Origin of the sequence: Devosia sp. A16 (assembly GCF_001402915.1) — a bacterium.
Classification (GTDB): Bacteria; Pseudomonadota; Alphaproteobacteria; order Rhizobiales; family Devosiaceae; genus Devosia_A.
Genome location: NZ_CP012945.1, coordinates 1216425 through 1239782, shown reverse-complemented (window position 1 = coordinate 1239782; position 23358 = coordinate 1216425). Strand labels below are relative to the sequence as shown.

Annotated in this window: 28 protein-coding genes and 1 other RNA gene; 15 read left to right on the top strand and 14 right to left on the bottom strand. The window is 65.7% G+C overall.

All coding sequences use genetic code 11. The features are described 5' to 3' along the window. Positions 1-33: 33 nt before the first annotated feature. From APS40_RS06010 to tkt, 8 genes are all read right to left on the bottom strand, one after another. Positions 34-1152, bottom strand: coding sequence for a tetratricopeptide repeat protein (locus tag APS40_RS06010; RefSeq protein ID WP_055046192.1), 1119 nt, complete (start codon positions 1150-1152; stop codon positions 34-36). Next, positions 1149-1703, bottom strand: a complete 555-nt coding sequence (locus APS40_RS06005) for a thiamine phosphate synthase (RefSeq protein ID WP_055046191.1) — start codon at positions 1701-1703, stop codon at positions 1149-1151. Before APS40_RS06005 ends, APS40_RS06010 begins: the two co-directional genes overlap by 4 nt. A 172-nt stretch (positions 1704-1875) precedes the next feature. Continuing rightward, positions 1876-2901, bottom strand: a complete 1026-nt coding sequence (locus tag APS40_RS06000) for a class I fructose-bisphosphate aldolase (RefSeq protein ID WP_055046190.1) — start codon at positions 2899-2901, stop codon at positions 1876-1878. 210 nt (positions 2902-3111) lie between these two features. Next, positions 3112-4311 carry a phosphoglycerate kinase gene (locus APS40_RS05990; RefSeq protein ID WP_055046188.1) on the bottom strand — a complete coding sequence of 400 codons (1200 nt, stop codon included), beginning with the start codon at positions 4309-4311 and terminating at the stop codon, positions 3112-3114. A gap of 70 nt (positions 4312-4381) precedes the next feature. Next, positions 4382-4669 carry a hypothetical protein gene (locus tag APS40_RS05985; protein WP_055046187.1) on the bottom strand — a complete coding sequence of 96 codons (288 nt, stop codon included), beginning with the start codon at positions 4667-4669 and terminating at the stop codon, positions 4382-4384. A gap of 95 nt (positions 4670-4764) precedes the next feature. Continuing rightward, positions 4765-5310, bottom strand: a complete 546-nt coding sequence (locus tag APS40_RS05980) for a putative glycolipid-binding domain-containing protein (RefSeq protein WP_055049566.1) — start codon at positions 5308-5310, stop codon at positions 4765-4767. A gap of 19 nt (positions 5311-5329) precedes the next feature. Beyond that, complete coding sequence (gene gap / locus APS40_RS05975) at positions 5330-6337, bottom strand: type I glyceraldehyde-3-phosphate dehydrogenase (RefSeq protein ID WP_055046186.1); 1008 nt, start codon at positions 6335-6337, stop codon at positions 5330-5332. A gap of 43 nt (positions 6338-6380) precedes the next feature. Beyond that, positions 6381-8360: a transketolase gene (gene tkt, locus APS40_RS05970; RefSeq protein ID WP_055046185.1), complete on the bottom strand. Its 1980-nt coding sequence runs from the start codon at positions 8358-8360 to the stop codon at positions 6381-6383. A gap of 193 nt (positions 8361-8553) precedes the next feature. Between tkt and APS40_RS05965 the strand changes: the two genes are divergently transcribed. Both APS40_RS05965 and APS40_RS05960 read left to right on the top strand, forming a co-directional pair. After that, on the top strand, positions 8554-8853 hold the full coding sequence (locus tag APS40_RS05965) for a DUF4164 family protein (RefSeq protein WP_055046184.1): 300 nt from the start codon (positions 8554-8556) through the stop codon (positions 8851-8853). A gap of 5 nt (positions 8854-8858) precedes the next feature. Further along, positions 8859-9236, top strand: coding sequence for a cell division protein ZapA (locus APS40_RS05960; RefSeq protein WP_055046183.1), 378 nt, complete (start codon positions 8859-8861; stop codon positions 9234-9236). Here APS40_RS05960 and APS40_RS05955 read toward each other — a convergent pair. Further along, positions 9233-10120: a lytic transglycosylase domain-containing protein gene (locus APS40_RS05955; protein ID WP_197279446.1), complete on the bottom strand. Its 888-nt coding sequence runs from the start codon at positions 10118-10120 to the stop codon at positions 9233-9235. The two genes, APS40_RS05960 and APS40_RS05955, sit on opposite strands and share 4 nt — an antisense overlap. Before the next feature lie 137 nt (positions 10121-10257). Between APS40_RS05955 and APS40_RS05950 the strand changes: the two genes are divergently transcribed. Together APS40_RS05950 and APS40_RS05945 are read left to right on the top strand one after the other, a co-directional pair. Further along, the gene (locus APS40_RS05950) at positions 10258-10521 is read left to right on the top strand and encodes a type II toxin-antitoxin system ParD family antitoxin (RefSeq protein ID WP_055046181.1); all 264 of its coding nucleotides are present in this window, start codon (positions 10258-10260) and stop codon (positions 10519-10521) included. Beyond that, positions 10511-10804, top strand: a complete 294-nt coding sequence (locus APS40_RS05945) for a type II toxin-antitoxin system RelE/ParE family toxin (RefSeq protein ID WP_055046180.1) — start codon at positions 10511-10513, stop codon at positions 10802-10804. The genes APS40_RS05950 and APS40_RS05945 overlap by 11 nt, the downstream gene beginning before the upstream one ends. A gap of 12 nt (positions 10805-10816) precedes the next feature. Here APS40_RS05945 and APS40_RS05940 read toward each other — a convergent pair whose 3' ends face one another. Continuing rightward, positions 10817-12418 carry a GGDEF domain-containing protein gene (locus APS40_RS05940; RefSeq protein WP_055046179.1) on the bottom strand — a complete coding sequence of 534 codons (1602 nt, stop codon included), beginning with the start codon at positions 12416-12418 and terminating at the stop codon, positions 10817-10819. Positions 12419-12508: 90 nt separating this feature from the next. Then, entirely contained in the window at positions 12509-14209 is a 1701-nt protein-coding gene (locus tag APS40_RS05935; protein ID WP_055046178.1) for a cation:proton antiporter, read from the bottom strand. 193 nt (positions 14210-14402) lie between these two features. On the opposite strand from APS40_RS05935, the gene ssrS reads away from it, so the two are divergent. The 4 genes from ssrS (at position 14403) to APS40_RS05920 (ending at position 16868) form a co-directional block, all read left to right on the top strand. Continuing rightward, a non-coding RNA gene (gene ssrS / locus APS40_RS24405) (6S RNA) lies at positions 14403-14559 on the top strand. Positions 14560-14633: 74 nt separating this feature from the next. After that, positions 14634-15230, top strand: coding sequence for a 5-formyltetrahydrofolate cyclo-ligase (locus APS40_RS05930; RefSeq protein ID WP_055046177.1), 597 nt, complete (start codon positions 14634-14636; stop codon positions 15228-15230). Then, entirely contained in the window at positions 15227-16042 is an 816-nt protein-coding gene (locus tag APS40_RS05925) for a TIGR00282 family metallophosphoesterase (RefSeq protein ID WP_055046176.1), read from the top strand. Before APS40_RS05930 ends, APS40_RS05925 begins: the two co-directional genes overlap by 4 nt. A gap of 76 nt (positions 16043-16118) precedes the next feature. Beyond that, on the top strand, positions 16119-16868 hold the full coding sequence (locus tag APS40_RS05920) for a YebC/PmpR family DNA-binding transcriptional regulator (RefSeq protein ID WP_055046175.1): 750 nt from the start codon (positions 16119-16121) through the stop codon (positions 16866-16868). A gap of 40 nt (positions 16869-16908) precedes the next feature. Here the strand turns inward: APS40_RS05920 and APS40_RS05915 are convergent, their stop codons facing one another. Both APS40_RS05915 and APS40_RS05910 read right to left on the bottom strand, forming a co-directional pair. Next, complete coding sequence (locus APS40_RS05915; protein ID WP_055046174.1) at positions 16909-17682, bottom strand: GGDEF domain-containing protein; 774 nt, start codon at positions 17680-17682, stop codon at positions 16909-16911. A 104-nt stretch (positions 17683-17786) separates the two neighbouring features. Then, positions 17787-18551, bottom strand: coding sequence for a GGDEF domain-containing protein (locus APS40_RS05910; protein WP_055046173.1), 765 nt, complete (start codon positions 18549-18551; stop codon positions 17787-17789). 155 nt (positions 18552-18706) lie between these two features. On the opposite strand from APS40_RS05910, the gene ruvC reads away from it, so the two are divergent. The 7 genes from ruvC (at position 18707) to APS40_RS05875 (ending at position 22598) form a co-directional block, all read left to right on the top strand. Continuing rightward, entirely contained in the window at positions 18707-19210 is a 504-nt protein-coding gene (gene ruvC, locus APS40_RS05905; RefSeq protein WP_055046172.1) for a crossover junction endodeoxyribonuclease RuvC, read from the top strand. Further along, positions 19207-19821: a Holliday junction branch migration protein RuvA gene (gene ruvA, locus APS40_RS05900; protein WP_055046171.1), complete on the top strand. Its 615-nt coding sequence runs from the start codon at positions 19207-19209 to the stop codon at positions 19819-19821. Before ruvC ends, ruvA begins: the two co-directional genes overlap by 4 nt. A gap of 98 nt (positions 19822-19919) precedes the next feature. Next, the gene (locus tag APS40_RS05895) at positions 19920-20171 is read left to right on the top strand and encodes an AbrB/MazE/SpoVT family DNA-binding domain-containing protein (protein WP_236884207.1); all 252 of its coding nucleotides are present in this window, start codon (positions 19920-19922) and stop codon (positions 20169-20171) included. Further along, positions 20168-20560 carry a PIN domain-containing protein gene (locus APS40_RS05890; protein ID WP_055046169.1) on the top strand — a complete coding sequence of 131 codons (393 nt, stop codon included), beginning with the start codon at positions 20168-20170 and terminating at the stop codon, positions 20558-20560. Before APS40_RS05895 ends, APS40_RS05890 begins: the two co-directional genes overlap by 4 nt. Next, positions 20557-21597, top strand: coding sequence for a Holliday junction branch migration DNA helicase RuvB (gene ruvB, locus APS40_RS05885; protein WP_055046168.1), 1041 nt, complete (start codon positions 20557-20559; stop codon positions 21595-21597). The genes APS40_RS05890 and ruvB overlap by 4 nt, the downstream gene beginning before the upstream one ends. Before the next feature lie 93 nt (positions 21598-21690). Continuing rightward, entirely contained in the window at positions 21691-22209 is a 519-nt protein-coding gene (locus tag APS40_RS05880; protein ID WP_082434218.1) for an NUDIX hydrolase, read from the top strand. Continuing rightward, positions 22206-22598 (top strand): YbgC/FadM family acyl-CoA thioesterase, encoded by a 393-nt coding sequence (locus tag APS40_RS05875; protein WP_055046167.1) that lies wholly within the window; start codon positions 22206-22208, stop codon positions 22596-22598. The genes APS40_RS05880 and APS40_RS05875 overlap by 4 nt, the downstream gene beginning before the upstream one ends. A 58-nt stretch (positions 22599-22656) precedes the next feature. Here the strand turns inward: APS40_RS05875 and APS40_RS05870 are convergent, their stop codons facing one another. Next, positions 22657-23097: a CHRD domain-containing protein gene (locus APS40_RS05870; protein WP_082434216.1), complete on the bottom strand. Its 441-nt coding sequence runs from the start codon at positions 23095-23097 to the stop codon at positions 22657-22659. Positions 23098-23358 lie beyond the last annotated feature (261 nt).

The following is a 23358-nucleotide window of genomic DNA, read 5'->3' as shown; positions in this document are numbered from 1 at the left end:
AGGGAAGGGCCGCTATGTGCCCGAGAACGCCGTTCAGTTCAAGGGCGTCTCGGCCGGTGTCGCCGCCGCAGGGGCGGGGGCGGTGTTCGCCGCAACCTTGGTGGGCGGCGGCGACGGCCAGAAGCGGGCCCGCTCTTCGGCCCGGGTCAGCTGCTCGGGCTTGATGGCGGCGAGCAGCCTGTCGAGCTGCGCATCCTTGAGGCCCTGCCGGCGCGCCAGTGCGCGGTACATCGCGGCATCCTCGAGATTTGCGGTCACCCCTTCGCCGGCCGCGAGGAGCTTCGCATAGCGGTTCTGCGCCACCGGATTGCCGCCATCGGCGGCCCGGGCGTACCAGCTGGCCGCCGCAGCCCGATCGACCGGCACGCCCTTGCCCAGATAGAGCACGGTGGCGTAGTCGACCTGCGCCGCCGCAAGACCATCTTCGGCCGCGAGGCGCAGCTGCTCGGCTGCTGCCTTGGGGTCTGGCGCGATGCCGGCGCCCTCGGTCAGCATGCCGGCAAAGTCGTAACGCGCCTCGGTGATCCCCGAATTGGCGGCCTCGCCGATCAGCTGCGCCGCCTTGGTCAGGCTCGGCTCGGCATAGAGGCCTTCGACGTGCAGCAGGCCCAGATTGTACTTGGCCGCCATGTTGCCGGCATCGGCGGCGATCTGGAACAGCTCGGCAGCGTGCTTGCGGTCTTTGGCGACGCCGCGGCCGTCCTGGTAGAGCATGGCCAGCTCGAAGGTGGCGAGGGCATCGCCATGCTTGCTGGCCATGCCGTACCAACTGGCGGCCGCCGCGAAATCTTCCGGAACGCCGAGCCCCTTGGCATAGATCTCGGCGATCAGCGTCTGCGCATGCGGATCGCCCTTTTCGGCGCGCGGCAGGGCGAGGTCCAGGGCGGTGAGGAAGAAGCCGCGCTGGTAGGCGCCGTAGGCGGGATCGATCTTCTCGCCGAACACCGAGTCGCTGATGGTGAGCGCATCGGGCGCGGGCTGGTTCAGGAACTCCTCGGGCACCGGCCCGATCGGCAGCTCTTCCATGCCCAGGTTGTCGGGGAACTGCATGTCCTTGGGCCGCAGGTCCTCGAAATCTGTGCGATTGGCCTGTGCCAGCACCGGCAGCGACAGGCCCATGAGCAGCAGCGCCAGCCCGACGTGGCGGATCATTTCGTCGGCTCCGAAACCGTCAACGGCAGGCCGATGAACTCGCAATCGCCGGCATCATAGCTGGCGGGGCCGGCTTCCGGATCTGACAGCACGCTCGGGATCTCCATGGTCTCGGCCCACCACTGCGCCATTTCGCGCTCGGAGGCGGATATGGAACCGGAAAGCGGCCCAAATAGGATGTAGTCGACCCCGGCCTCGCCTTTCAGCATGGCATCGTCGCGCGAATGGATGTCGCCGGCCCCGACGATCATTTTCGGCTTCAGCGCCGCCACGGCTTCCTCCACCGCCTTGATGCCGCCGGGGACATGGAGGCCATCGGCGCCGAGCAGGCGGACCAGCCCCGGCTCTCCTTCGACCAGCACGGCGGCGCCCCTGGCCTGGGCCACCGGCACGACGCGCTTGGCGAGATCCTTGTAGGCATTCTCGCTCAGCTTGCCGCGCGGCAGCAGCAGGGCCGCCACGTCGTCGCGCTCCAGCGTCGCGGTCAGTGCGGAAACCAGCTGGTCGGCTGGCGTATCGGTCGGTGCGATGAGGAAGATTTCGGCTGACATGGCGGTGTTATAGCGGCCCCGTCGCCGATGTGGAGCCGGATTCTGGCTTGAGCGGGGCAAGGGGTTACCGAGCCGAAAAGAAAGGCGTCGCCAAGGGCGCCGTTCCCCCCTGCAAAAGGAAGGGGCGCATAGGCGCGCCCCAGTCGTCGGGAAGGTCGTTGCTCGGGAGAGGTCAGGCCGCCAGATCGAGTTCCGGCTTGTACTGGCCGAGGGAGGCGAGCGCGTTCATCCGCGCGCGGTGGGTGAAGGCCTGCTGCGCCGCCTTGACGTTCTGCGCTTCGCCGTTCCAGGTCACCAGCGCCGAGGTCTGCAGCGCCCGACCATAGGAGAAGGTGAGCGCCCAGGGGAGGCCCTCGATCTGGTTCATGGCGGAGAGATGCGCCGTCGCCTCTTCATCGGACTGGCCGCCCGACAGGAAGGCGATGCCCGGCACCGCCGCCGGCACGAAGCGGCGAAGCGTCTCGACGGTGCGCTGCGCCACTTCCTCGACGCTGGCGCGCTCGCGTGAGCGCAGGCCCGGGGTCACCATGTTGGGCTTGAGCAGCATGCCGCTCAGGTCGACGCCGGCAAGGCGCAGTTCCTTGAACACCGCCTCGAGCGTTTCGCCGGTCACATCCTCGCAGCGCTGGATGGAGTGATCGCCCGGCTCGCCATCGGCCAGCACTTCCGGCTCCACCACCGGTACGATGCCGGCTTCCTGGCAGTACATGGCATAGCGGGCCAGGGCATGGGCATTGGCGCGAATGCCGTTGCGCGAGGGGGCGTAGGAGGTGATGGCGATGACGCCGCGCCACTTGGCGAAGCCGGCGCCGAGCTTGGCATAATGGGCGAGCCGCTGGCGGAGCCCGTCGAGACCCTCGGTGATTTTTTCGTCCTTGCTGCCAGGCATGGGCAGCGCGCCGCGATCCACCTTGATGCCGGGGATCACGTCGGTGGCGGCGAACAGGTCGCGGAACGGTGTGCCGTCCTTGGCCTTCTGTTCCAGCGTTTCCTCGGTGAGGATGACGCCGGAGATGTAGTCGGTCATCGCTTCGGTCGAGCGGAACAGCATCTCGCGATAGTCGCGGCGGGTTTCCAGCGTCACCGGCAGTCCGATCAGCGCGAAGCGCTTGGCGATGGTGCCTTCGGATTCATCGGCGGCGAGAATGCCCTTGCCGCTGGCGACGAGCTTTTTGGCGATTGCATTTAGCGAGGCCATGGCGGGGAGGGTCTCCATTTTCGCAATGGAGACACAATGCCAGACCGGCCCCGTCAGTTCGATTGGACGTTCAGTTATCAGACGAACGGCGAAGCACGGCGGCGGTGGCGGCATCGGCCGGCGTGTTGATCGAGCGGATCAACTCTGGGCCCACCGGACGCTGTTCTTCCGCGATCCGGATGGCAACGTGCTCGACGTCTACGCCGAAATCTAGCGCTTCAGCGCTTCGACGCCGGGCAGGGGTTTGCCTTCCATCCATTCGAGGAAGGCGCCGCCGGCGGTCGACACATAGGTGAACTGATCCTTCACGCCGGCGTGGGCGAGGGCGGAAACGGTGTCGCCGCCCCCGGCCACCGAGACCACCTTGCCCGCCTTGGTGCGCGCCGCGACATACTGGGCGATCTCGACGGTGCCCTGATCGAAGGGCTGCATCTCGAAGGCGCCGAGCGGGCCGTTCCAGACCACGGTCTTGGCTTCGTCGATGGCGCCCTTGATCCGCTCGACCGAGCCGGGGCCGATATCGAGGATCATGCCCTCGGGATCGATCGCATCGACGCCGTAGAAGCGGTGCGGCGCGTTGGCTTCAAAATGCCAGGCGACGGTGGCGTCGATGGGCAGGATGATGGCGCAATGCGCGGCTTCCGCCTTGTCGCGGATGTCGTTGGCGGTCTCCGCCAGATCCTTCTCGGCCAGCGACTTGCCGACGCCGAGCCCGCCGGCATTGAGGAACGTGTTGGCCATGGCGCCCCCGATGACGAGGCCATCCACCTTGTTGATCAGGTTGCCCAGCAGGTCGAGCTTGGTCGACACCTTGGCGCCGCCGACAATGGCGATCACCGGGCGTTCCGGCGCGCCGAGGCCCTGCTCGAGCGCCTTGAGCTCGGCTTCCATGGCGCGGCCGGCGGCCGAAGGCAGCAGGTGGGCGATCGCCTCGGTGGAGGCGTGGGCGCGGTGGGCGGCGGAAAAGGCGTCGTTGACGAAGATATCGCCGAGCTCGGCCATGCGGGCGGCCAGCGCGGGGTCGTTGTCTTCCTCGCCGGGGTGGAAGCGGGTGTTCTCGAGCACCAGGATCGAGCCGGCCGGCGCCTCGTCGATCGCCTGCCGGGCCTTTTCCACGTCGGTCCAGTCGGTGGCGATGAAGCCGACCGGATGGCCGGTCTCGTTGGCGACGGCCGGCACCACCTGTTCAAGCGAGAACTCCGGATCGACCTTGCCCTTGGGGCGGCCGAAATGGCTGAGGATGATGGCCTTGCCGTCGACCTTGATGATCTCCCGGATGGTCGGGACCAGCCGCTCGATGCGGGTGGCGTCCGTCACCTTGCCGTCGGCGACCGGCACGTTGAGGTCGGCACGCACCAGTACGCGCTTACCCGAAAAGTCGAAATCATCGAGGGTCTTGAAAGCCGGCATGGGACGCATCCGCTGCTAGGGAGGGGTGCCGCTGCTATAGCAAGGATTGCGGGCACGGCAACAGCGGTGCTTAGAGGCCGGCGAGCCCGGCCATCGTTCCGGCGACTGCGAACAGCAGCGCCCCCAGCCCGATGTGGCGCACCGCGAAGTAGAGGTTGGTGTTGAAGGTGAAGCGGGCAAAGCCCTCGCTGGGCCAATGCCGCGGTCCGATGCGGCGGCGCAGCGCCCGGTCGGCCAGCACCACATAGAGCCCGAAGGCCGCCAGCGGGATCAGCAGCCAGGTTGCGTCATGCCGCACCCCGAAGGCGAGGCTGCCGACGACATTGGCGGCGACGAGGAGCCGTTCGATATCACGCACCGGCCGATCTCCGGATTTGGGATCAACTGGCCATGGAGGATAGCGCGGCGAGGTAACGCTTTGGCGACGACGCGGTTAACGATCGATGACGATGGTCAGACCCGCCGGAAGAGGGTGGGGTAGTCCACCACGAACCCTTCCCGGTCGACCGTCAGCACCTGCTCGAAGCTGCCGTCTGCGGCCTGGTAGCGGTAGTGCGTAGGATCGAGCTGGGTGTAGATCTGGCCGTCGCGGAACGGCTCCAGACTGTCGAGCGGCACCCAGGCCATGGCAAACTGCCGCGGCACCCCGTCGGTGAAGTGCGCACGCCGGATCGGCAGGGTGTTGGTGAAGGGGGTGCCCGAGATGTCGATGTCGATGCAGCCTTCGAGCTCGGGGGCCCGCCGGCCGTTCACCTTCCAGTCGCCGAGCCCGTCCGAATTGAGCCGCAGCACGCGACCATCCTGCAGGCGAAGCGTGAGGGAGCGGAAGGTCCAGTCGGAGGCGAGCTCGATGTCGTACTGAGCGCCGTACTCGAAGCCTTCGAATTCGCCGATCAAGACGCTGCGGACATTGATGCCGTCCGAGTTCTCCCAGATACGGCAGTGTTCGAGCCCGACCTCACCGACCGGTTGCCAGCGGAGGTCGAGCTCGAGAGGCATCGTCAAAGCGTCTTGTTCGTCAAAGCGTCTTGGCGAACACCGCCGTCATGTCGGCCATGCGGTTGGAGAAGCCCCACTCGTTGTCGTACCAGCCCATGATGGTCACGAAATTGCCCTGGGTCACCTTGGTCTGGTCGAGCAGAATGGTGGCCGAGTGCGGGTCGTGGTTCAGGTCGCTCGAGACCAGCGGGTGGGTGGTGTAGGTCATCACCCCCTTGAGCGGGCCGTCGGCGGCGGCGATCAGCGCGTCGTTGATTTCCTGGGGCGTGGTGTCGCGGCCGGCGACGAAGTTGAGGTCGACCAGCGAGACGTTCGGGGTCGGCACGCGGATCGAGATGCCGTCGAGCTTGCCCTTGAGTTCAGGCAGCACCAGGCCGATCGCCTTGGCGGCGCCGGTCGAGGTCGGGATCTGGCTGAGCGCCGCGGCGCGAGCGCGATAGAGATCCTTGTGCATGGTGTCGAGGGTGGGCTGGTCACCGGTATAGGAATGGATGGTGGTCATCATTCCCTTTTCGATGCCGACCAGGTCGTTCATCACCTTGGCCATCGGAGCGAGGCAGTTGGTGGTGCACGAGCCGTTCGAGATCACCACGTGCTCCTTGCCGAGCAAGGTGTGGTTGATGCCGTAGACGACGGTCAGGTCGGCGCCCTCGGCGGGGGCCGAAACGATCACCTTTTTGGCGCCGGCGGCGAGGTGCGCCGAGGCCTTTTCCTTGGAGGTGAAGATGCCGGTGCACTCGAGCACGATCTCGACGCCCAGCTCCTTGTGCGGCAGCTGCGCCGGATCCTTGACCGCGGTGACCTTGAAGGTCTGGTTGCCGGCGGTGATCACATCGCCTTCGACCTTGACGTCAAAGGGGAAACGGCCGTGCACGCTGTCATAGCGCAGGAGGTGGGCGTTGGTTTCGACCGGACCCAGATCGTTGACGGCGACGACCTGGATGTCGTTGCGACCGCTTTCGACGATGGCGCGCAGGATGTTGCGGCCGATGCGGCCAAAGCCATTGATTGCGACGCGTACAGCCATGATGGCTCCTTGAGGAATTCAGAAGGGAGGAGAGCGCGGTGTCTTACAACTGCGCCATGACAGCTTCAACTATGGCTTTCGCCGTAATGCCAAAGTGCTCATAGAGCTGCTCGGCCGGGGCGCTGGCGCCGAACGAATGCATGCCGATGAAGCGGCCCTTGTCGCCCAGGAGCTTCAGCCAGCTCATCTCGATGCCGGCTTCGATCGCCACCCTGGCCTTGGGCTTGCCGATCACGCTGTCGCGATATTCCTGCGATTGGGCGTAGAACAGCTCCTGGCTCGGCACGGAGACCACCTTGGCGGTGATGCCCTGGGCCTTCAGCAGTTCGAGACTGGCGACGGCGATGCTGACTTCCGAGCCGGTGGCGAAGATCACCGCGTCGGCATCCTTGTCGCCGGCGATGACATAGGCGCCCTTGGCCGACGGGTTGCCCTTGACCGTCTCGGTGCGCAGCGCGGGCAGGTTCTGGCGGCTGAGCGCCAGGATCGAGGGCTGTTCGGCTTCGATGGCGAGCTGCCAGCACTCGAGCGTTTCCACGGCGTCGGCCGGGCGGAACACCAGGAGGTTCGGAATGGCGCGCAGCGTCGAAAGGTGCTCGACCGGCTGGTGCGTCGGGCCGTCTTCACCCAGCCCGATCGAGTCGTGGGTCATCACGTAGATGACCTTCTGGCTCATGATGGCCGAGAGGCGGATGGCCGGGCGGGCATAATCGGTGAACACCAGGAAGGTGCCGCCATAGGGGATCAGGCCCTTGTGCAGCGCGATGCCGTTCATCGCCGCGGCCATCTCGTGCTCGCGGATGCCGTAGCGCATGTAGCGACCGGTATGGTCCTCGGCGGTGAACGGCTGCGTCTCGGGGGTGTTGGTGAGGTTGGAACCGGTGAGGTCGGCCGAGCCGCCGATGGTCTCGGGCAGAACCTTGTTGATCACCTCGAGCGCCATCTGGCTCGACTTGCGGGTGGCGACCTTCGGCTTGTCGGCAACCAGCTTGGCCTTGAAGGCTTCGATGGTCTCGTTCCAGTTCGCCGGCAGCCGGCCGGCGATGCGGCGCTCGAACTCGGCGCGCAGTTCCGGCTTGGCGGCGGCGAGGCGACCTTCCCAATCGCCCCGAGCGTTCTCGGAACGGGTGCCGGCGGCACGCCAGGCATTGAGCGTGTGGCTGGGGATCTCGAAGGCCGGGTAGTCGATACCGAGCCTGGCCTTGGCGCCGGCAAGCTCCTCGGCGCCGAGCGGCGAGCCGTGCACGGAGTGGGAGTCCGCCTTCTTGGGCGCGCCATAGCCGATGATGGTCTTGGCGGCGATCAGGGTCGGCTTGTCCTTGGACTTCTTGGCATCGAGCAGGGCCCTTTCGACCTGAGCCTGGTCGAGGCCGTCGATCTCGATGGTGTTCCAGCCGCAGGCCTTGAAGCGGGCGATCTGGTCGGTCGAGTCGGCGTTGGACACGCGACCGTCGATGGTGATGTTGTTGTTGTCCCAGATCACCACCAGCTTGTTGAGCTTGAGGTGGCCGGCGAGCGAGATCGCTTCCTGGCTGACGCCTTCCATCAGGCAGCCGTCGCCGGCAATCACCCAGGTGTAGTGGTCGACGAGGTCGGAGCCGAACTCGGCCGCGAGCTTGGCTTCGGCGACGGCAAAGCCGACCGAGTTGGCGATGCCCTGGCCCAGCGGGCCGGTGGTGGTCTCGATGCCCGGGGCGAAATGGTATTCCGGATGGCCGGCGGTCTTGGAGCCGAGCTGACGGAACTGCTTGATCTGGTCGATGGTCATATCCTCGTAGCCGAGGAGATAGAGCGCCGAGTAGAGCAGCATCGAGCCGTGACCGGCTGACAGGATGAAGCGATCGCGATCCGGCCACCAGGGGTTCTTGGGATCGAACTTCATCACCTTGGTGAACAGCACCGTGGCGATGTCCGCCACGCCCATCGGCAGCCCGGGATGGCCCGAGTTGGCTTTCTCCACCGCGTCCATGGAGAGGGAACGGATGGCGTTGGCCATCTCATTTGCTTGGGCGGAGTTGGTCATTGCGGGTGCTCTCGGCTAAGGGACAGAAGCCCGGAAATCCGGGCGCCTCGAACCCTCCTGCCGAGGCGGGTTGACGCTTAGCAGGTTCCTTTGACCTGTCAATGTCGCCTCCCGGAGGGGGCCGTTGCCAGATTGCGCCAGCTTTGCGCTATAGTGCCAAGTGGAATCGCCCTTTTTCGCGACGGGGGTCGGGATGGCCGAGCAGCACGCCGAGGATGGATACGAAGCAGCAGCCACCCGGCTCGACAAGGCGTTCGCGCGGCTGGAGGCGAGCGTGCGCAGCCTCAACGGCCGGGTGCGGGCACATAGCCGGATCGAGTCCGACACGCAGAAGCTGGTGAGCGAGCGGCAGCGGCTGGCGCAGGAGCTCGACAAGGTCAGCGCCAAGGCCAAGCGCCTCGATGACAGCTCGGCCGAAGTGGCCCGGCGCCTCGTCGTTGCCATGGAGTCGGTGCGCGAAGTGCTGGCCCAGGACGGATCGGCGAAGGGATAGCTCAGATGCCCGAGGTCAATGTCGACATCAACGGCCGCAAGTATCGCATGGCCTGCGAGGAGGGGCAGGAGCAGCACCTGCTCGGGCTTGCCGAACGCTTCAACCAGCATATCGACCAGTTCAAGGGCACGTTCGGCGAGATCGGCGACAACCGGCTGACGGTGATGGCGGGCATCGCCGTGCTCGACGAACTGGCCGAGGCGGAGCGCCGCATCGCCGAGTTGCAGCGCGATGTCGCGAGCCTGACGCAGGCCGGCGAGGCATTGACGCACGAGGCCGAGGACCTCGAGCGGCGCTTCGCCAAGCGGCTCAACGACGCGGCCCGCAAGATCGAAGCGATATCGAGCGCCATCGACGAGACCGGCGCGGCAGCGGGAAACTAGTTTTTCCTGACGATGCAGGCGCCGCCGGCGGCCTGCAGTTTTGCGCACAAAGCATCTGCGTCGGCGCGGTTGTCGCGACCGATCATGGCGTAGTGCCTGAGCCGTGGGCCGAAATTGGGGTTGCGCGCCATCAGCAGCATCAGTTTCTCGCCGCCCAGCAACCTGGGGTGGCTCGCCTGCACCCGCTCGAAACGGCGGATGGCGACACCCTGCGAGAAGTTCTGCGCGAGGAGCACGCCCCACGGCTTCCATTCGCTGGGTTGCCGGTCGAGCCTGGGCACCTGCTCGGCCTCGGCCATCTTGACGCAGGCATCGATGAAGGGCTCGTTCTTGCCGATGGCATAGTCGACCTCGGGCGGCACCTCCGCGAGCCAGGCATCGGGATCGCGGCCGGTGATGATCTCGACATAGAAGCGGGTTTCGGCCGGCAGGTAGCTGCCCGCCCTCGCATATCCGGCAGCGCGACCTTCTCCGCCATTATAGGCGACCGCCGCCAACCCGAGATTGCCGAACTTGTCGGTGAGGAAGCGCAGGTATTCGGCCGACTTCGCCAGCGCCTCGCTCGGATCGAAGGCGTTGCGCAGCCCGCGAATACGGGCGGTCGAGGGAATGAACTGCGCGATCCCCTGGGCCCCGGCGGTGCTGAGAGCGAACGGGTCGAAGCGGCTTTCCTGCCAGATCAGCCGCGCGAAGTATCCTGCCGGCAACCGCGCGCGCCAGGCGTAGAGCTGGATCGCCGCGCAGGTATCGCGAAAGAACTGCTCCTGCCGGATGCAGATGGCGGTCCAGGCCGGCGCCGCCGGATCGGCTGCATAGCAGGAACGCGGACTGGCCGGCGCCGGATCGCTTTCGACAGCACGGACCGCGCAGCTCAGGGCCGCCATCACAAGTGCCAGTCCGAGGCCGATCAGGTGTCTGCCGCGCATCGCGGCAAAGTAGGACGCTCCCGTGGTCCCGGCAACATCGACAATTGGCAAACTTTGCCAATTTTTGCTAAGTGAGGGTCAAAGGAGTCCTTGCCATGGCTACCATGAACATCTCGCTGCCCGACAAGATGAAACAATGGGTTGAGGAGCAGACCGCCGACGGTCGCTACGCCAACGCCAGCGACTACGTGCGCGACCTGGTGCGGCGCGATCAGGCTCGGCGCGAGGCTATCAGCAAGCTGCAGCAAGTCGTCGACGATGCGCTGGCCAGTGGCATCAGTGACAAATCGATCGAGGAGGTTTTTGCCGAAGCCAGGGTGAAAGCGATGGCGGCATTGAAGGCTCGTGATGCGGCTTAGGCTGACGCCGGACGCAGAACAGGACATCACCGACATTTTCGTCTACGGGGTGCTCACTTACGGGCTGAAGCTCAGTGAGGAGTACAGTGGACGGCTGCAAGGCGCTATCGACCGCCTCGGGGACTATCCAATGCTTGGTCGAGAGCACGACGAGATCAACCCGCCGGTACGCCTCTACCGGTATGAGTCGCACCATATCCTTTATGCGATCCGCGACGGCGAACTACTCGTGCTGCGCGTGCTGCACGGCAGTGTCGACTGGATCAGCCTGCTTGGTCACTGAGCTTGCTTCGGGTCAGGCGGCATATCGTGGCGATCGTTGCGCCCTATGGGCGATTGCCCTGGCCTCGCTCACCGCATCATCGGCCACCACACGGTTCCGGCCGGCGGATTTCGCCGCATAGAGGCGGCGGTCGGCACGGGCCAGTGCGGGCTCCGGTGCGTTCGCTTCGGCGGCGGCAAGGCCGATACTCACGGTGACAGCCAGGCCTGGCGCAAGCCGCGACCAGGGGTAGTCGGCGATTTCGCGCCGCACGGCCTCGCAGGCTTCACGATCGTTCCGATCATTGCCGCTGAACAACAGGGCGAACTCCTCCCCGCCCAACCGGGCCGCCAGGCTCGCCGGGACGCCGTCCAGCAGGCGCGAGACCTGCCGCAGCACCTCATCGCCGAGCATATGCGAGTGGTTGTCGTTGATCGCCTTGAAGTGGTCGATGTCGACGATGGCGATGCTGTGAGGTTCGCCCGCCACGGCCTGCAGCTGCTGTTCAAGGGCGCGGCGATTGGCGATGCCGGTCAGCGGATCGCGGAGCACTTCGGCTGCCAGACGTTCGGCTTCGGCGCGGTGGTGCTGGCTTTCGAAATGGATCTGGGCCGCCTGAGCCCGTCGTCGCGCCTGCTCGCCTTCGTTGCGGCGGTAGCTGTCGTGGTAGCGCTTGAAGTTGTAGAGCGCGGTCGCCAGATCGCCGGCCCGTTCGGCAATCTCGGCGAGGCGCCTCAGACAGTTCATCTGGTGGTCGGTGTGCCCGCTGGCTTCAGCGAGATCGAAGGCTTCCGAGCACATTCGCCTCGCGCCCTCGAGATCGCCCTCGCGCATCCGCAACTCGCCGTCGGTATAGAGATGGTGGACTGTCTCGCGGATACCGGGGGTGCCGGGTGTCTGGGGCCACTGCAGCAGCAGCGCCCGGGCCATCTCGAGCTGCCCCTGCAAGCCCAGATACTCCACCGTGTTGGTGAGCGCGAGCCGCAGCATCCAGCCATCGCCGCAGCTCCGGGCGGTGTCCACCGCCTCGATGCCCAGGTCCACCGCCAGGTTGCGGTGCTTTTTTGCCTCCTCGGGGTCGCCGGCTCGTTCCCGGCCGTCTGCCAGGTCGGCGAGCGCGTAAGCGAGATTACTGAGAAACAACGACAGCGCGGAGGCATCTTCCACCTCTCCGGCAACCTTCACGGCCCAGCGGAAATGCTGCTCGGCAAGATCGGCATGCTGGGAGTAGAGGAGCGCCATCCCCTTGCTGTTGAGGGCGTGGGCCAAGGTCAGCGGCGCGCCGTCCGCTTCTGCCATCGCCACCGCCGTGTCGGCCTCGAGATAGGCCTCGTCGGTCAGCCCGAGTTCCAGCAGCAGCCAGGCGGCAAGCGAGTGCGCCGCGGCCCGACGGTCCGCATTGCCGAGCTCTTCGGCGAGGCGGCGGGCCGCCACCGCGGCGGCCAGACCCGCATTGGCCTCACCCAGTTGCAGGCTGTGCCAGGCGACCCGCAGCAGCGCGGCGAGGCGCGTCGCGTCTTCGGTCGTCAGCTCGGCCACCTGCCGTGCAACCCTCAGCGCGGCAGCCGGCTCGCCGGAGCGGCCGAGACGGCGCGCTTCGGTCAACTGCAGATCCGGGTTCAGCGCTTGCTCCATGATGCGGTGGGGCGTCTCCTGACCGGCTGAAGGCTAGTCAACGCGCGTTACCGTGTGGTTGTCGCGATCACCGGTGTTGTGCGTATTGCTTCAACCGCTGAACCGGCCTGGTTCCCAGTTGGCCAGCACCGCCTGCTGCAGGTCGATCTCTTCCATGATCTCGCGCAGCACCTCGTCGTCGAGCTTGCGTTCGTCGCGGGCCGCCACCAGAGCGGCGCGCCGCGCCTCGAGCACGGTGCGGCCGAGTTCGAGCACCATGGTGTCGTGCTCGGTATGTGATTGGCGTTCCGCAGCATCCTCGATGCTGGCGCGCTTCAGCATCTGCTCGGCGGCAGCGCGGGCCTTGGGGTCGGTCTGTCCGTCGCGGAAGGCGGTGATCGCCGCCCGGCCGGCGGCATCGGCAATGTCGCGGGCGACTGCATGCTGGGCGGCGCGGTACTTGTCCTCGGCCGGGTCGGAGATGCCGAGCCGGTTGATCAGCCAGGGCAGGGTGAGACCCTGCACCAGCAAGGTGCCGATGGTGACGGCAAAGGCGACGAACTGGATGATGTCGCGCCCCGGAAATGCCTCGCCCGAGAGCGTCAGCAGTGGAATACCGGCGGCGGCGGCAAGGGTGACCACGCCCCGCATGCCCGTCCACGAGATGACGAGGTTCTCCTGCCAGCTGAACGGCTCGGGGACATCGTAGCCGCCCTGCCGCAGCATCTCCCGGCGGCGTTCGAAGCGGCCGTCACGGCGGCGACCGAAGCGCCGTGGCGGTTCCTCGCCGGCCTTGATGCGGGCAATCGACTCGCGGACCCGACGGGTCTGCCAGCGCGAGACGAAGCCGGTGCCGAATACCCAGGCGATGCGCACGAGGATCACCGCGACGAGCACGACCAGCGACAGGCCGAGCAGCTCGATGAGGCTGAAGCCGGTGGCCGTCGCCTCGTCGATGACGAACTTCATCTGCAGGCCGATATAGGCGAAGACGAAGGCTTCGAGCAGCGCATCGGCGGTGCGCCAGAACTGCCGCTCCTGGATGCGGGCGGCATAGCCGGCCTCGGTGGAGTTGTGCCCCAGCGAGAACCCCGCCGCGACCACGGCGAGGACGCCCGAAGCGCCGACTTCTTCGGCGACCAGATAGGCGGCGAACGGCACCAGCACGGAGAGCACGGTGACGAGCGAGGCATTGCTCATGCGCAGCCTGGTGCGGTGGACGATGGCGCCGATCACCATGCCGATGAAGATGCCGACGACGACCGCGTAGATGAAGTAGAGCAAGCCATTGTCGATGAACAGGTGGCGCCCGGTCACCGTTGCCGTGGCGAAGGCGAACAGCGTCAACGCCGCGGCGTCGTTGATCAGGCTCTCGCCCTTCAGCACCGTCATCATGCGGCTGGGGAGCCCCAGCTTGCGTCCGACCGCCACCGCGGTCACCGCATCGGGCGGTGAGACCACCGCCGCCAGCACCGTCGCAACCGCGAGCGTCATGCCGGGAATGATCGAGGCGGACACCGCGCCGACGACGAAAGTCGTCACCAACACCAGGATCACCCCCAGGTTGATGATCGAGGGGAGCCGCCTGATGAAACTGATGAAGGAGAACTCCGTCGCCGCCGAGTAGAGCAGCGGCGGCAGCACCACGGTGAGGATGATCTCGGGTTCGAGCTCCAGCCGCGGCAGGCCGGGAATGAACGAGGCGGCGAGACCGACCAGCGCCAGTAGCAACGGCGCCTGAATGTTGCGCCGCTCCGCGAAGATGGTGACCGCGATGGCGGCGATCATCACCAGGAGGATCCGTGAAACCATGCCCGCCCCTCAAGCCTTTTGTCCGAGTGATATAGGGCAGGACTGCGTCCGGTTGCATCGCCCTCTCGTCCAAAGTTTTCGGTTGGTCGCGAGATCGAGCCTCAAATGTCTGCAGCTTTTCCCGATCGTGGCCGCGCCGCAGGTGGAAATGGAAAGAAGCGCTTGGCGTTGACGGCCGAGCGACCCTATATTGTGGGTGCTGCCCGGTGCGTGCTGGATCATTTTTCCCTGGGGCCGTACTGATCCTTAAGGGAGCTGTACCTGACCGGACCCGTGGGTTCGGACATACGGCGCCCACCTACGAAAGTAGGTTCCCAGGATCTGTATCCCACGGCCAGGGCGGCACCTGGATTTCTCGGTTGACCGAGTTGCGGGATCAAACCGCAAGAGCCTGCACTTTCCGGATTCCGCTCCAGAAGGCCCGATGAGCGACGCAAAGATCGAACAGGCGAAAGCGGCGCTTCGCGCCGAAGCGCACAAGCGGCGGAAGGCCTTTCACCCGTCACTGCGCAGCGACGCCGCCAAGGCGGCGGCAGCGCATTTCTTCGAAGGCGTGCCGCTCCAGAAGGACGAAGTGGTTGCCGGCTACTGGCCGATCCGCGACGAGATGGACGTCAAATCCGTAGTCGCTCGCCTGATGGATGCCGGCCAGCCGGTCTGCCTTCCGGTTGTGCTGGGCGACGAGCAGCCGTTGGAATTGCGTCTGTGGGAGGACGGCGCGCCGCTTTACGAGGCCGGCTTCGGCACGTTGGCGCCAGCCGAGGAAGCGCCGCGGGCGGTGCCTGACGTCATCCTGATGCCGCTGCTCGGTTTCGACAGATATGGCACCCGCCTCGGCTATGGCGGCGGCTATTACGACCGCACGCTGGCGAGCCTCGAAAAGCGTCCGCGTCTCATCGGTTTCGCCTTCGCCTTGCAGGAGGTGGACCTGATCCCGCGCGAGGCGCACGATGTGCCGCTCGACGCCATCGTCACCGAGCATGGCGTGCGCAACTTCGAGAAAAAGGCGCCGGTTACGTGAGAGTTCTGTTTCTGGGCGATGTGGTCGGCAAGGCCGGCCGCGACGCCGTTTCCGACCGCCTGGCCGGGCTGGTCGACAAGCACAAGTTCGATTTCGTGGTGATCAACGGCGAGAACGCCAGCCATGGACGCGGCCTCACCGAGGGGCACTTCGCCGAGATCAAGGCGGCCGGCGCCGATGTGGTGACGCTGGGCGATCATGCGTTCGACCAGCGCGATACCCTGACCTATATCGCCCGCGAGCCGACCTTGCTGCGGCCGATCAACCTGGCGCCCGGCACGCCCGGGCGCGGTGCCAATCTCTACGAGAGCGGCGCCGGGCACCGCGTGCTGGTGATCAATGCCCAGGGCCGGGTGTTCATGGATCCGGTGGACGACCCGTTCCGGGCGGTGGAAACGGCGGTGGCGGCCTGTCCGCTGGGCGAGCAGGCCGATGCCATCATCCTCGATTTCCACACCGAGGCGACGTCCGAGATCCAGGCGATGGGGCACTTCCTCGATGGCAAGGTGAGCCTCGTGGTCGGCACCCACACCCATATCCCGACGGCCGACCACCGCATCCTCAAAGGCGGCACGGCGCTGATGGCCGATGCCGGCATGTGCGGCGACTATGACTCGGTGATCGGCGTCGAGGTCGACGAACCGCTCAACCGCTTCCTCACCGGCATCGCCACCGGACGCTTTACTCCGGCGGAAGGCGAGGCGACGCTGAGCGGCGTGGCGATCGAGACCGATCCGCGGACCGGCCTCGTCGCCAAGCTGTCGCCGCTCAGGGTCGGCGGCTCGCTGGCGCAGGTGGAACCGGCGTTCTGAGCCCGCTTCACAGGCCGCGGCGATTTGACTATAAGCCCGCCCATTCAATTCAGCCTCAGACACGAGGGGTGACCGCATGGCCGGCCATTCGCACGCCAAAAATATCATGCACCGCAAAGGCAAGTCGGACGCGGCTCGCTCGAAGGTGTTCTCCAAACTCGCCCGTGAAATCACCGTCGCCGCCAAGCTCGGCATGCCCGACCCGGCATTCAACGCACGCCTGCGCCTTGCGGTGCAGAACGCGCGTGCCCAGTCGATGCCCAAGGACAATATCGACCGCGCCATCAAGAAGGCGGCGGGCAATGACGGTGAGAATTACGAAGAGATCCGCTACGAGGGCTATGGCCCGGGTGGCGTCGCGGTCATTGTCGAGGCGCTGACCGACAATCGCAATCGCACCGCGTCGAACGTGCGTTCGACCTTCTCCAAGAACGGTGGCGCGCTGGGCGAAACCAATTCTGTCGGCTTCATGTTCGACCGCGTCGGCGAGATCTTCTATCCGGCGACTGCCGGCTCGGAAGACAAGGTGATGGAGGCGGCGATCGAGGCCGGCGCCGACGACGTCGAGAGCGATGAAGACGGGCACTGGATCTACACCTCGTTCGAACAGCTGAACGAAGTCGCGGCAGCGCTCGAGAAAGTGCTGGGCGAGGCGGAATCGGCCAAGTTCATCTTCAAGCCGCAGAACGAAGTGCCGGTGGATGCGGAAAAAGGTGCGACCCTGCTCAAGCTGATCGGCATTCTCGAAGAGGATGACGACGTGCAGAACGTCTACTCCAACTTCGACATTTCCGACGAGGACATGGCCAAGATCGACGCCGCCTGACGGCTCGAAGCGCGATCGACGCCTTTGGCGCCGACCTCGGTCAGGCCGCCGTGGCGGGCAGGCTTTCGTAATGCGAGATGGACGCGACCGCGATTCGGTTGCGTCCATTCTGTTTGGCAACATAGAGCTGCTGGTCGGCCAGCCGGAACAGCTCGGCGAAGGGCAGGTAGCGATCGTAGACGGCGCCGCCGACGCTGACCGTCAGCTGGTGCGGTTTGCCGTCCGGGGTGAACAGCGTGTCGTACACGGCGAGGCGCAGCCGCTCGGCCACGGCCTCGGCGATCAACTGCGTGGTGCCGGGCAGGTAGACGGCAAACTCCTCGCCGCCGATGCGCCCCACCAGGTCGGCGGCGCGCAGTACGCTGCGGATGGCTCCGGCGATGCGGCGCAGCGCTGCGTCACCCTGCTCGTGACCGAAGGTATCGTTGATGGCCTTGAAGTTGTCGGCGTCGATGACCAGCAAGGTGCCGCGCATGCCGTCTTCGGAGAAACGGGCATCGTCCAGCGCCTCCTCGACCTCGCGGGTGAAGGCGCCCCGGTTGAGCAGGTCGGTGAGGGTGTCGGTCGCAGCATGGTGGCGCAGCAGGTCGTGGGCGGTAGCCAGCTGGCGCAGTTTGCTGAGCAACAGGTAGAGCATGGGCACGGCGAGCGCGATCGGCACCAGAATGTCGATGGCGATCGACCAGCGCAGCGCGGCGGGGCTCAGGTTGTGGAAATTGAACGAATCCACCAGCAGCGCCACGACAATGCAGCCGAGCGTGCCCAGTGCCGTCCCCAGGTAGACGCGGCCCTGTCCGGTGGGCGAAAAATCCACTCTGAGCGTCCCTTCGGCACCTCGGTGTAGCAGACCGAAACGCTAGCGAAGGCGAGTTGAAATCGCCTCAAGCCGGTAGAGGGGATTTTATCTATCGATGGCGATCAGCTGAGGGCCGCACTCATCGCACCGAGCGGCAAACCGCCGAGCTCGACGCGGTTGCGGCCGGCGCGTTTGGCCTCATAGAGGCGACGGTCGGCGATCCGGAACAACTCGGAGAAGCCGGCGTTCCCGGCGCACACCGCGCCGCCGATGCTCACCGACAGGCGCTGAGCCAGCCCCTCGGAGCTGATGAACAGCGCATTGACCGCGGCACGGATGCGTTCAGCCGCGAGATCGGCGGCCTCGGCGCCGGCATCCTCTAGGAACACGCCGAACTCTTCGCCGCCGATGCGGCCGACGAGGTCGCCTTCGCGTACATTGTCGCGGATGGCATTGGCGATCAGCTGCAGCACTTCGTCGCCGCGCTCATGGCCGAAACGGTCGTTGACCGTCTTGAAGTGATCGGCATCGATGACCAGCAGGGTGCCGTGGCCAGCGGTCTGGGTGAGGCTCGAGCTGACGCGGCTGGTGAAGGCGCGGCGGTTGAGGCAATCGGTCAGCCAGTCGGTCGAAGCCAGCAGCTCCAGCCTGCGGTTGGCCTCGCGCAACTGGGCCGAGCGGATCTGGAGGAACAAGAGGATCGGGCCGCCGAGCACGGCGGGCATGGCGAGCGCCAGGATGGTGCCGACATCGTTCATCCCCTGGTTCAGCGCCATCATCACCAGGTTGGAGATCACCCAGGACCCGGCAGTCGAGGCGATGATGATGAGCGACGTGCGCCGCCAGACGACGCCCCACTCGGAAGGTGGCAGCCCAGGCTTGTTCATTTCCGCGTCCCCCGGAGTGAATGCGTCCGGCTTACGGGACCAATGCTTGAATGCTGATTAATCCGAAGGCGCGGATCGCAGCTAATTCGGTGTAACGTTTCCGTTTCGTTCACAAAGCGCTTGGTAGGTTCGGCGACCTGACCTAATGCTTCGAAATGGCTGAAACAGTGCGAATCATCGGCATCGATCCGGGGCTGCGGCGCTGCGGCTGGGGCATTATCGAAAGCAATGGCAACCGGCTGAGTTTTGTCGCCTGCGGCACCATCACCCCGCCGGTGGAGGGGACGCTCGCCGAGCGGCTGGTGGAACTGCATCACGGCATTGCCGGCGTGCTCGACGCGTACGCGCCCGAGGAAGCGGCGGTCGAGGAGACGTTCGTGTCGGCCGGAGCGCGCTCGGCGCTGCAACTGGGCCAGGCACGCGGCGTGGTGCTGATGACGCCGGCGCTGCGCGGGCTGCCGGTGGGCGAGTATGCGGCCAACCTGATCAAGAAATCGGTGGTGGGCACCGGGCACGCCGAGAAGGCGCAGATCCAGATGATGATCAAGATCCTCTTGCCGACGGCGACCTTCAAGGGCGCCGACGCGGCCGATGCGCTGGCGATCGCCGTCTGCCACGCGCACCATCGCGCCATTCGCAAGCTGAGTGTTCCTGCATGATCGGCAAACTCAAGGGCATGGTCGACGGCTTCGGCGACGACTTTGCGCATCTCGACGTGAATGGCGTGGTCTACGAGGTGTTCTGCTCGGCCAAGACCCTGGCGGCGCTGCCGCAGGTTGGCCACGCGGCGGTGGTGCATACCGAGATGATCGTCCGCGAGGACATGATCCGGCTCTACGGCTTTTTCACCGAAGCCGAGAAAGCCTGGTTCACTACGCTGATGACGGTACAGGGGGTTGGCAGTCGGGTGGCGCTCGCCATCCTTTCCGTCCTCACTCCGTCCGAACTCGCGAGCGCCATTGCACTGCAGGACAAGGCGATGGTCGGGCGCGCCAATGGTGTCGGCCCCAAGCTGGCGATCCGCATCGTCACCGAGCTCAAGGGCAAGGCCCCGGCAGGCGCCATCGACGCCGGTGTGCTGGGCCTGCAGGCGGCCCTGGGCGAGGGCGTCGCGGCGGGCAATGTCGCCGACGCGGTTTCGGCGCTCACCAATCTCGGCTACTCGAGCGCCCAGGCTTCGGCCGCGGTGGCGCGAGTGGTCGGCCGTGAAGGCAACGAGGTGCCGACCGACAAGCTGATCCGGCTGGGGCTCAAGGAGTTGAGCAGCTAGCCTTGAAAGAGGCGAAACTCCTTACTATTCTAGAAAAGTAAGGAGCGAGAGCGATGTCTGGGAAATCTCTGCCTGCAAGGACAAGGTATACCGGCAAGATGACCAGCAAAGGTCAAACGACGGTCCCGAAGGAAGTGCGGGACTTTCTGGGCCTCGAAGAGGGAACGCAGATGGAATGGATCGTGGATGACGGCAAGGTCATCGTAAAGCCTCGGAAACTTCGGGCTATCGATCTGGCCGGCAGGCTCGGCCCGCCTCCGAGCGGGGTGACGAACACCAGTGTCGAGGACATGCACAAGGCGATCGGAGATGCGATCGTCGAGCGGTATGTGCGCACACTGAAGCAATGATCGGCGTCGACACCAACGTCATCGTGCGGCTGCTGGTGCCAGATGAACCACAGCGGATGCTGGCCGAAGCCTTCTTTTCAACCCGCTCCGCCGCCGATCCGGCATTCGTGTCATTGGTCGTCGTTGTGGAGCTCGCCTGGGTCCTCAACCGTCACTATGGGTATGATTTTCAGAAGGTTCGTCAGGCCGTGCAGTGGTTGCTCGACTCCGACGACTTCGTGGTCGAGCATCGTGATCGCGTCGAGTGGGCTGTTGCCAACTACACTCGATCGAAGCTCGATCTGCCCGACCTGCTGATCGCCAGTGCCGGCGAGGAAGCGGGTGTTACTACCGCGACGTTCGACCGCGACGCCGCCAAATATGTCCCCGGCATGGAACTCCTCAAGTGACCGACCTCACCTCCGCCCACGCCGGACGGGATGACCCGCTCGATGTTTCGCTTCGCCCCTCCGGCTTTTCGGAATTCATCGGGCAGGCCGAGGCGCGGGCCAATCTCGAAGTGTTCATCCAGGCGGCGAAGCAGCGCGGCGCGGCGCTCGATCATGTGCTGTTCGTCGGCCCGCCGGGCCTGGGCAAGACCACGCTGGCGCAGATCGTGGCGCGTGAGCTTGGCGTCGGGTTCCGCGCCACCTCCGGTCCGGTGATCGCCAAGGCGGGCGATCTCGCGGCTCTCCTCACCAACCTCGAAGAACGCGACGTGCTGTTCATCGACGAGATCCACCGGCTCAACCCGGCGATCGAGGAAGTGCTCTATCCGGCGATGGAGGACTATCAGCTCGACCTGATCATCGGCGAGGGCCCGGCAGCCCGTTCGGTGCGGATCGACCTAGCGAAGTTCACCCTGGTCGGCGCCACCACGCGCGCCGGGCTGCTCACCACGCCGCTGCGCGACCGTTTCGGCATCCCGATCCGGCTCAACTTCTACACCCCCGAAGAACTGGTGAAGATCGTCGAGCGCGGCGCCCGCCTGCTTGGCATCGGCATGGCGCCGGATGGGGCGATGGAAGTGGCGCGCCGCTCGCGCGGCACGCCGCGCATTGCCGGACGGCTGCTGCGCCGGGTTACCGATTTTGCGCTGGTCGAAGGGGCCAAGGAGATCACCCGGGCCATCGCCGACCGGGCGCTGCTGCGGCTCGACGTCGATGCGCGCGGGCTCGACCAGCTCGACCGTCGCTACCTCCGGGTGATCGCCGATTTCTACGGCGGAGGCCCGGTGGGCATCGAAACCATCGCCGCGGCGCTGTCGGAACCGCGCGATGCGCTCGAGGAGATCGTCGAGCCCTACCTGATCCAGCAGGGCTTCATCCAGCGTACGCCGCGCGGCCGCATGCTGACGACGCTGGCGTTCCAGCATCTGGGGCTCGCCACGCCGCAGGGCTTTGTCGGGATGCAGGGCAGCCTGTTCGAGGAGCCGGGTGAAGAGTGAATGATCCGGGCATGATCTGGCTCTCCCGCGTCACGGATGTCGACGCAGGCCAACCCTTCTGGCCGGAGTGCGTCATGCAGTTGAGGAGCCGGTATGGTTGAGCATCGCGCAGTGTTGCGACACGACCGGATGGTCTGCTTCGATGACGGGGGCGACCGCTTTCACCTACGCGCGGCGGCCATCGCGCTGAGGAATGGTCGAGTCCTGATCCAGAACCTCAAGGCCGGACACGGTACCTTCCTACCGGGCGGCCGGGTCGAACAGGGGGAAGCCAGTCCGGAAACGCTGGTGCGGGAGATCGAGGAAGAGTTCGGTCACACCGTGGCTGTGGGGCCGCTCGCCTTCGTCATCGAGTCGTTCTACGCAGAAAAGGGTCAGCAGTTCCACGAAGTCGGTCTCTACTTCGGCGTCGAAGTGGGGGAGGACTTCCCCTACCACGACACCGATATCTGCCACCGCTGTTACGAGGGCGATGTCGAGATGGAATATCGATGGGTCGAGGCGACGCCCCAGTCGCTGGCGGCGCACACCTTCCACCCCGAACTGTTGCGCGACCGTCTCGGGATACTGCCTCGGGGCACGGTTCATCTGCTCGACCGCGAGGCGGTATGAGCGGCAGCCAGTTCACCGCGCGGGTCTACTACGAAGACACCGACTTTTCCGGAAACGTCTACCACGCGGCTTACCTGCACTTCTTCGAGCGGGCGCGCACCGAGTTCCTGAGGGAGCGCGGCGTGCATCACTCCGAGCTGGTGAAGGATGGCATCGCCTTCGCGGTGCGGACCATGACCATCGATTTCAAGGCGGCCGCCCATATCGATGACCTGCTGGAGGTGACGACCGAGGTTGCCTCGCTCACCGCGGCACGTCTCAACCTGGTGCAGTCGATCAGCCGCCAAGGCGTGGAAATCACCCGGGCCGAGGTCCAGGTGGTGGCGATCAAGACAAGCGGTGGAGCGGCCCGCATGCCGCGCGAACTGCTGGACCTGCTCAAGGCATAAAAACCGGCCGCCGGTCCCCCAGAGGGACCGACGGCCCAAGCCTGTTCTGGTGAAGGTCCTACATCGCGGCAGCCACGACCTGGCCGCGGATTTCGCCATCGGGGAACTTCGCCGTATGCAGATTGAAGTACCACTGACCACCCTTGAGCTGGGTGATCTGATCGTCGGTGAGCGTGGCGTTGCCGTTGATCGGGCTCGCCAGCGGGTCGGCCAGCGGCACCACCGGGTCGGCGTTGGCGCCTTCGGCCGCCGGACCGTGGAAGTGGGCGCCAGTGGCGTCGCCGCTCAGGCCTTCATAGGTGATGGTCCAGGTGAAGACCTTGGTATCGGTATCGAGCGTCGCCTCGACCTTGCCGGTGCCGGTCGAGTCGGTGGGCGGCACCTCGGAAGCGCCTTTCAGGTCGGCGATGAACTTCAACGTTTCGGCGTAGGCCGGCATGGCGGTGAAGGCGAGGACCGTCGCGGTGGCGAGCAAAGTCCGTGTCAGGTTGAGATGCATCTGGGTGTCTCCCTCTCATTGGGTGAACCCCCGCTCGGATACCCGTCCGGCGGGGCTGGGAAGCAAACGTCGGCGGAACGGGAGGGTTGCGCTGCGCCAATGCGCCGCGATCACACAAGCGCGAGGAATCGCTTTGTTAACACTTGCTTGACCATAAGTAAGGCAGTGCTCGAACAGCGCTGCCAAAGGTCCGGGATTCCGGGCTTTTCTCTTAAATTTGACAAATTTGGACCGCATCGACCCGACGATCAAGTTTCGGTC

What these genes read in the sequence shown, in the direction of transcription:
- APS40_RS06010 (WP_055046192.1), bottom strand. Translation starts at nt 1,152, where the DNA reads ATGATCCGCCACGTCGGGCTGGCGCTGCTGCTCATGGGCCTGTCGCTG.
- APS40_RS06005 (WP_055046191.1), bottom strand. Translation starts at nt 1,703, where the DNA reads ATGTCAGCCGAAATCTTCCTCATCGCACCGACCGATACGCCAGCCGAC.
- APS40_RS06000 (WP_055046190.1), bottom strand. Translation starts at nt 2,901, where the DNA reads ATGGCCTCGCTAAATGCAATCGCCAAAAAGCTCGTCGCCAGCGGCAAG.
- APS40_RS05990 (WP_055046188.1), bottom strand. Translation starts at nt 4,311, where the DNA reads ATGCCGGCTTTCAAGACCCTCGATGATTTCGACTTTTCGGGTAAGCGC.
- APS40_RS05980 (WP_055049566.1), bottom strand. Translation starts at nt 5,310, where the DNA reads ATGCCTCTCGAGCTCGACCTCCGCTGGCAACCGGTCGGTGAGGTCGGG.
- gap (WP_055046186.1), bottom strand. Translation starts at nt 6,337, where the DNA reads ATGGCTGTACGCGTCGCAATCAATGGCTTTGGCCGCATCGGCCGCAAC.
- tkt (WP_055046185.1), bottom strand. Translation starts at nt 8,360, where the DNA reads ATGACCAACTCCGCCCAAGCAAATGAGATGGCCAACGCCATCCGTTCC.
- APS40_RS05965 (WP_055046184.1), top strand. Translation starts at nt 8,554, where the DNA reads ATGGCCGAGCAGCACGCCGAGGATGGATACGAAGCAGCAGCCACCCGG.
- APS40_RS05960 (WP_055046183.1), top strand. Translation starts at nt 8,859, where the DNA reads ATGCCCGAGGTCAATGTCGACATCAACGGCCGCAAGTATCGCATGGCC.
- APS40_RS05955 (WP_197279446.1), bottom strand. Translation starts at nt 10,120, where the DNA reads ATGGCGGCCCTGAGCTGCGCGGTCCGTGCTGTCGAAAGCGATCCGGCG.
- APS40_RS05950 (WP_055046181.1), top strand. Translation starts at nt 10,258, where the DNA reads ATGGCTACCATGAACATCTCGCTGCCCGACAAGATGAAACAATGGGTT.
- APS40_RS05945 (WP_055046180.1), top strand. Translation starts at nt 10,511, where the DNA reads ATGCGGCTTAGGCTGACGCCGGACGCAGAACAGGACATCACCGACATT.
- APS40_RS05940 (WP_055046179.1), bottom strand. Translation starts at nt 12,418, where the DNA reads ATGGAGCAAGCGCTGAACCCGGATCTGCAGTTGACCGAAGCGCGCCGT.
- APS40_RS05935 (WP_055046178.1), bottom strand. Translation starts at nt 14,209, where the DNA reads ATGGTTTCACGGATCCTCCTGGTGATGATCGCCGCCATCGCGGTCACC.
- APS40_RS05930 (WP_055046177.1), top strand. Translation starts at nt 14,634, where the DNA reads ATGAGCGACGCAAAGATCGAACAGGCGAAAGCGGCGCTTCGCGCCGAA.
- APS40_RS05920 (WP_055046175.1), top strand. Translation starts at nt 16,119, where the DNA reads ATGGCCGGCCATTCGCACGCCAAAAATATCATGCACCGCAAAGGCAAG.
- APS40_RS05910 (WP_055046173.1), bottom strand. Translation starts at nt 18,551, where the DNA reads ATGAACAAGCCTGGGCTGCCACCTTCCGAGTGGGGCGTCGTCTGGCGG.
- ruvC (WP_055046172.1), top strand. Translation starts at nt 18,707, where the DNA reads ATGGCTGAAACAGTGCGAATCATCGGCATCGATCCGGGGCTGCGGCGC.
- ruvA (WP_055046171.1), top strand. Translation starts at nt 19,207, where the DNA reads ATGATCGGCAAACTCAAGGGCATGGTCGACGGCTTCGGCGACGACTTT.
- APS40_RS05895 (WP_236884207.1), top strand. Translation starts at nt 19,920, where the DNA reads ATGACCAGCAAAGGTCAAACGACGGTCCCGAAGGAAGTGCGGGACTTT.
- APS40_RS05890 (WP_055046169.1), top strand. Translation starts at nt 20,168, where the DNA reads ATGATCGGCGTCGACACCAACGTCATCGTGCGGCTGCTGGTGCCAGAT.
- APS40_RS05880 (WP_082434218.1), top strand. Translation starts at nt 21,691, where the DNA reads ATGGTTGAGCATCGCGCAGTGTTGCGACACGACCGGATGGTCTGCTTC.
- APS40_RS05875 (WP_055046167.1), top strand. Translation starts at nt 22,206, where the DNA reads ATGAGCGGCAGCCAGTTCACCGCGCGGGTCTACTACGAAGACACCGAC.
- APS40_RS05870 (WP_082434216.1), bottom strand. Translation starts at nt 23,097, where the DNA reads ATGCATCTCAACCTGACACGGACTTTGCTCGCCACCGCGACGGTCCTC.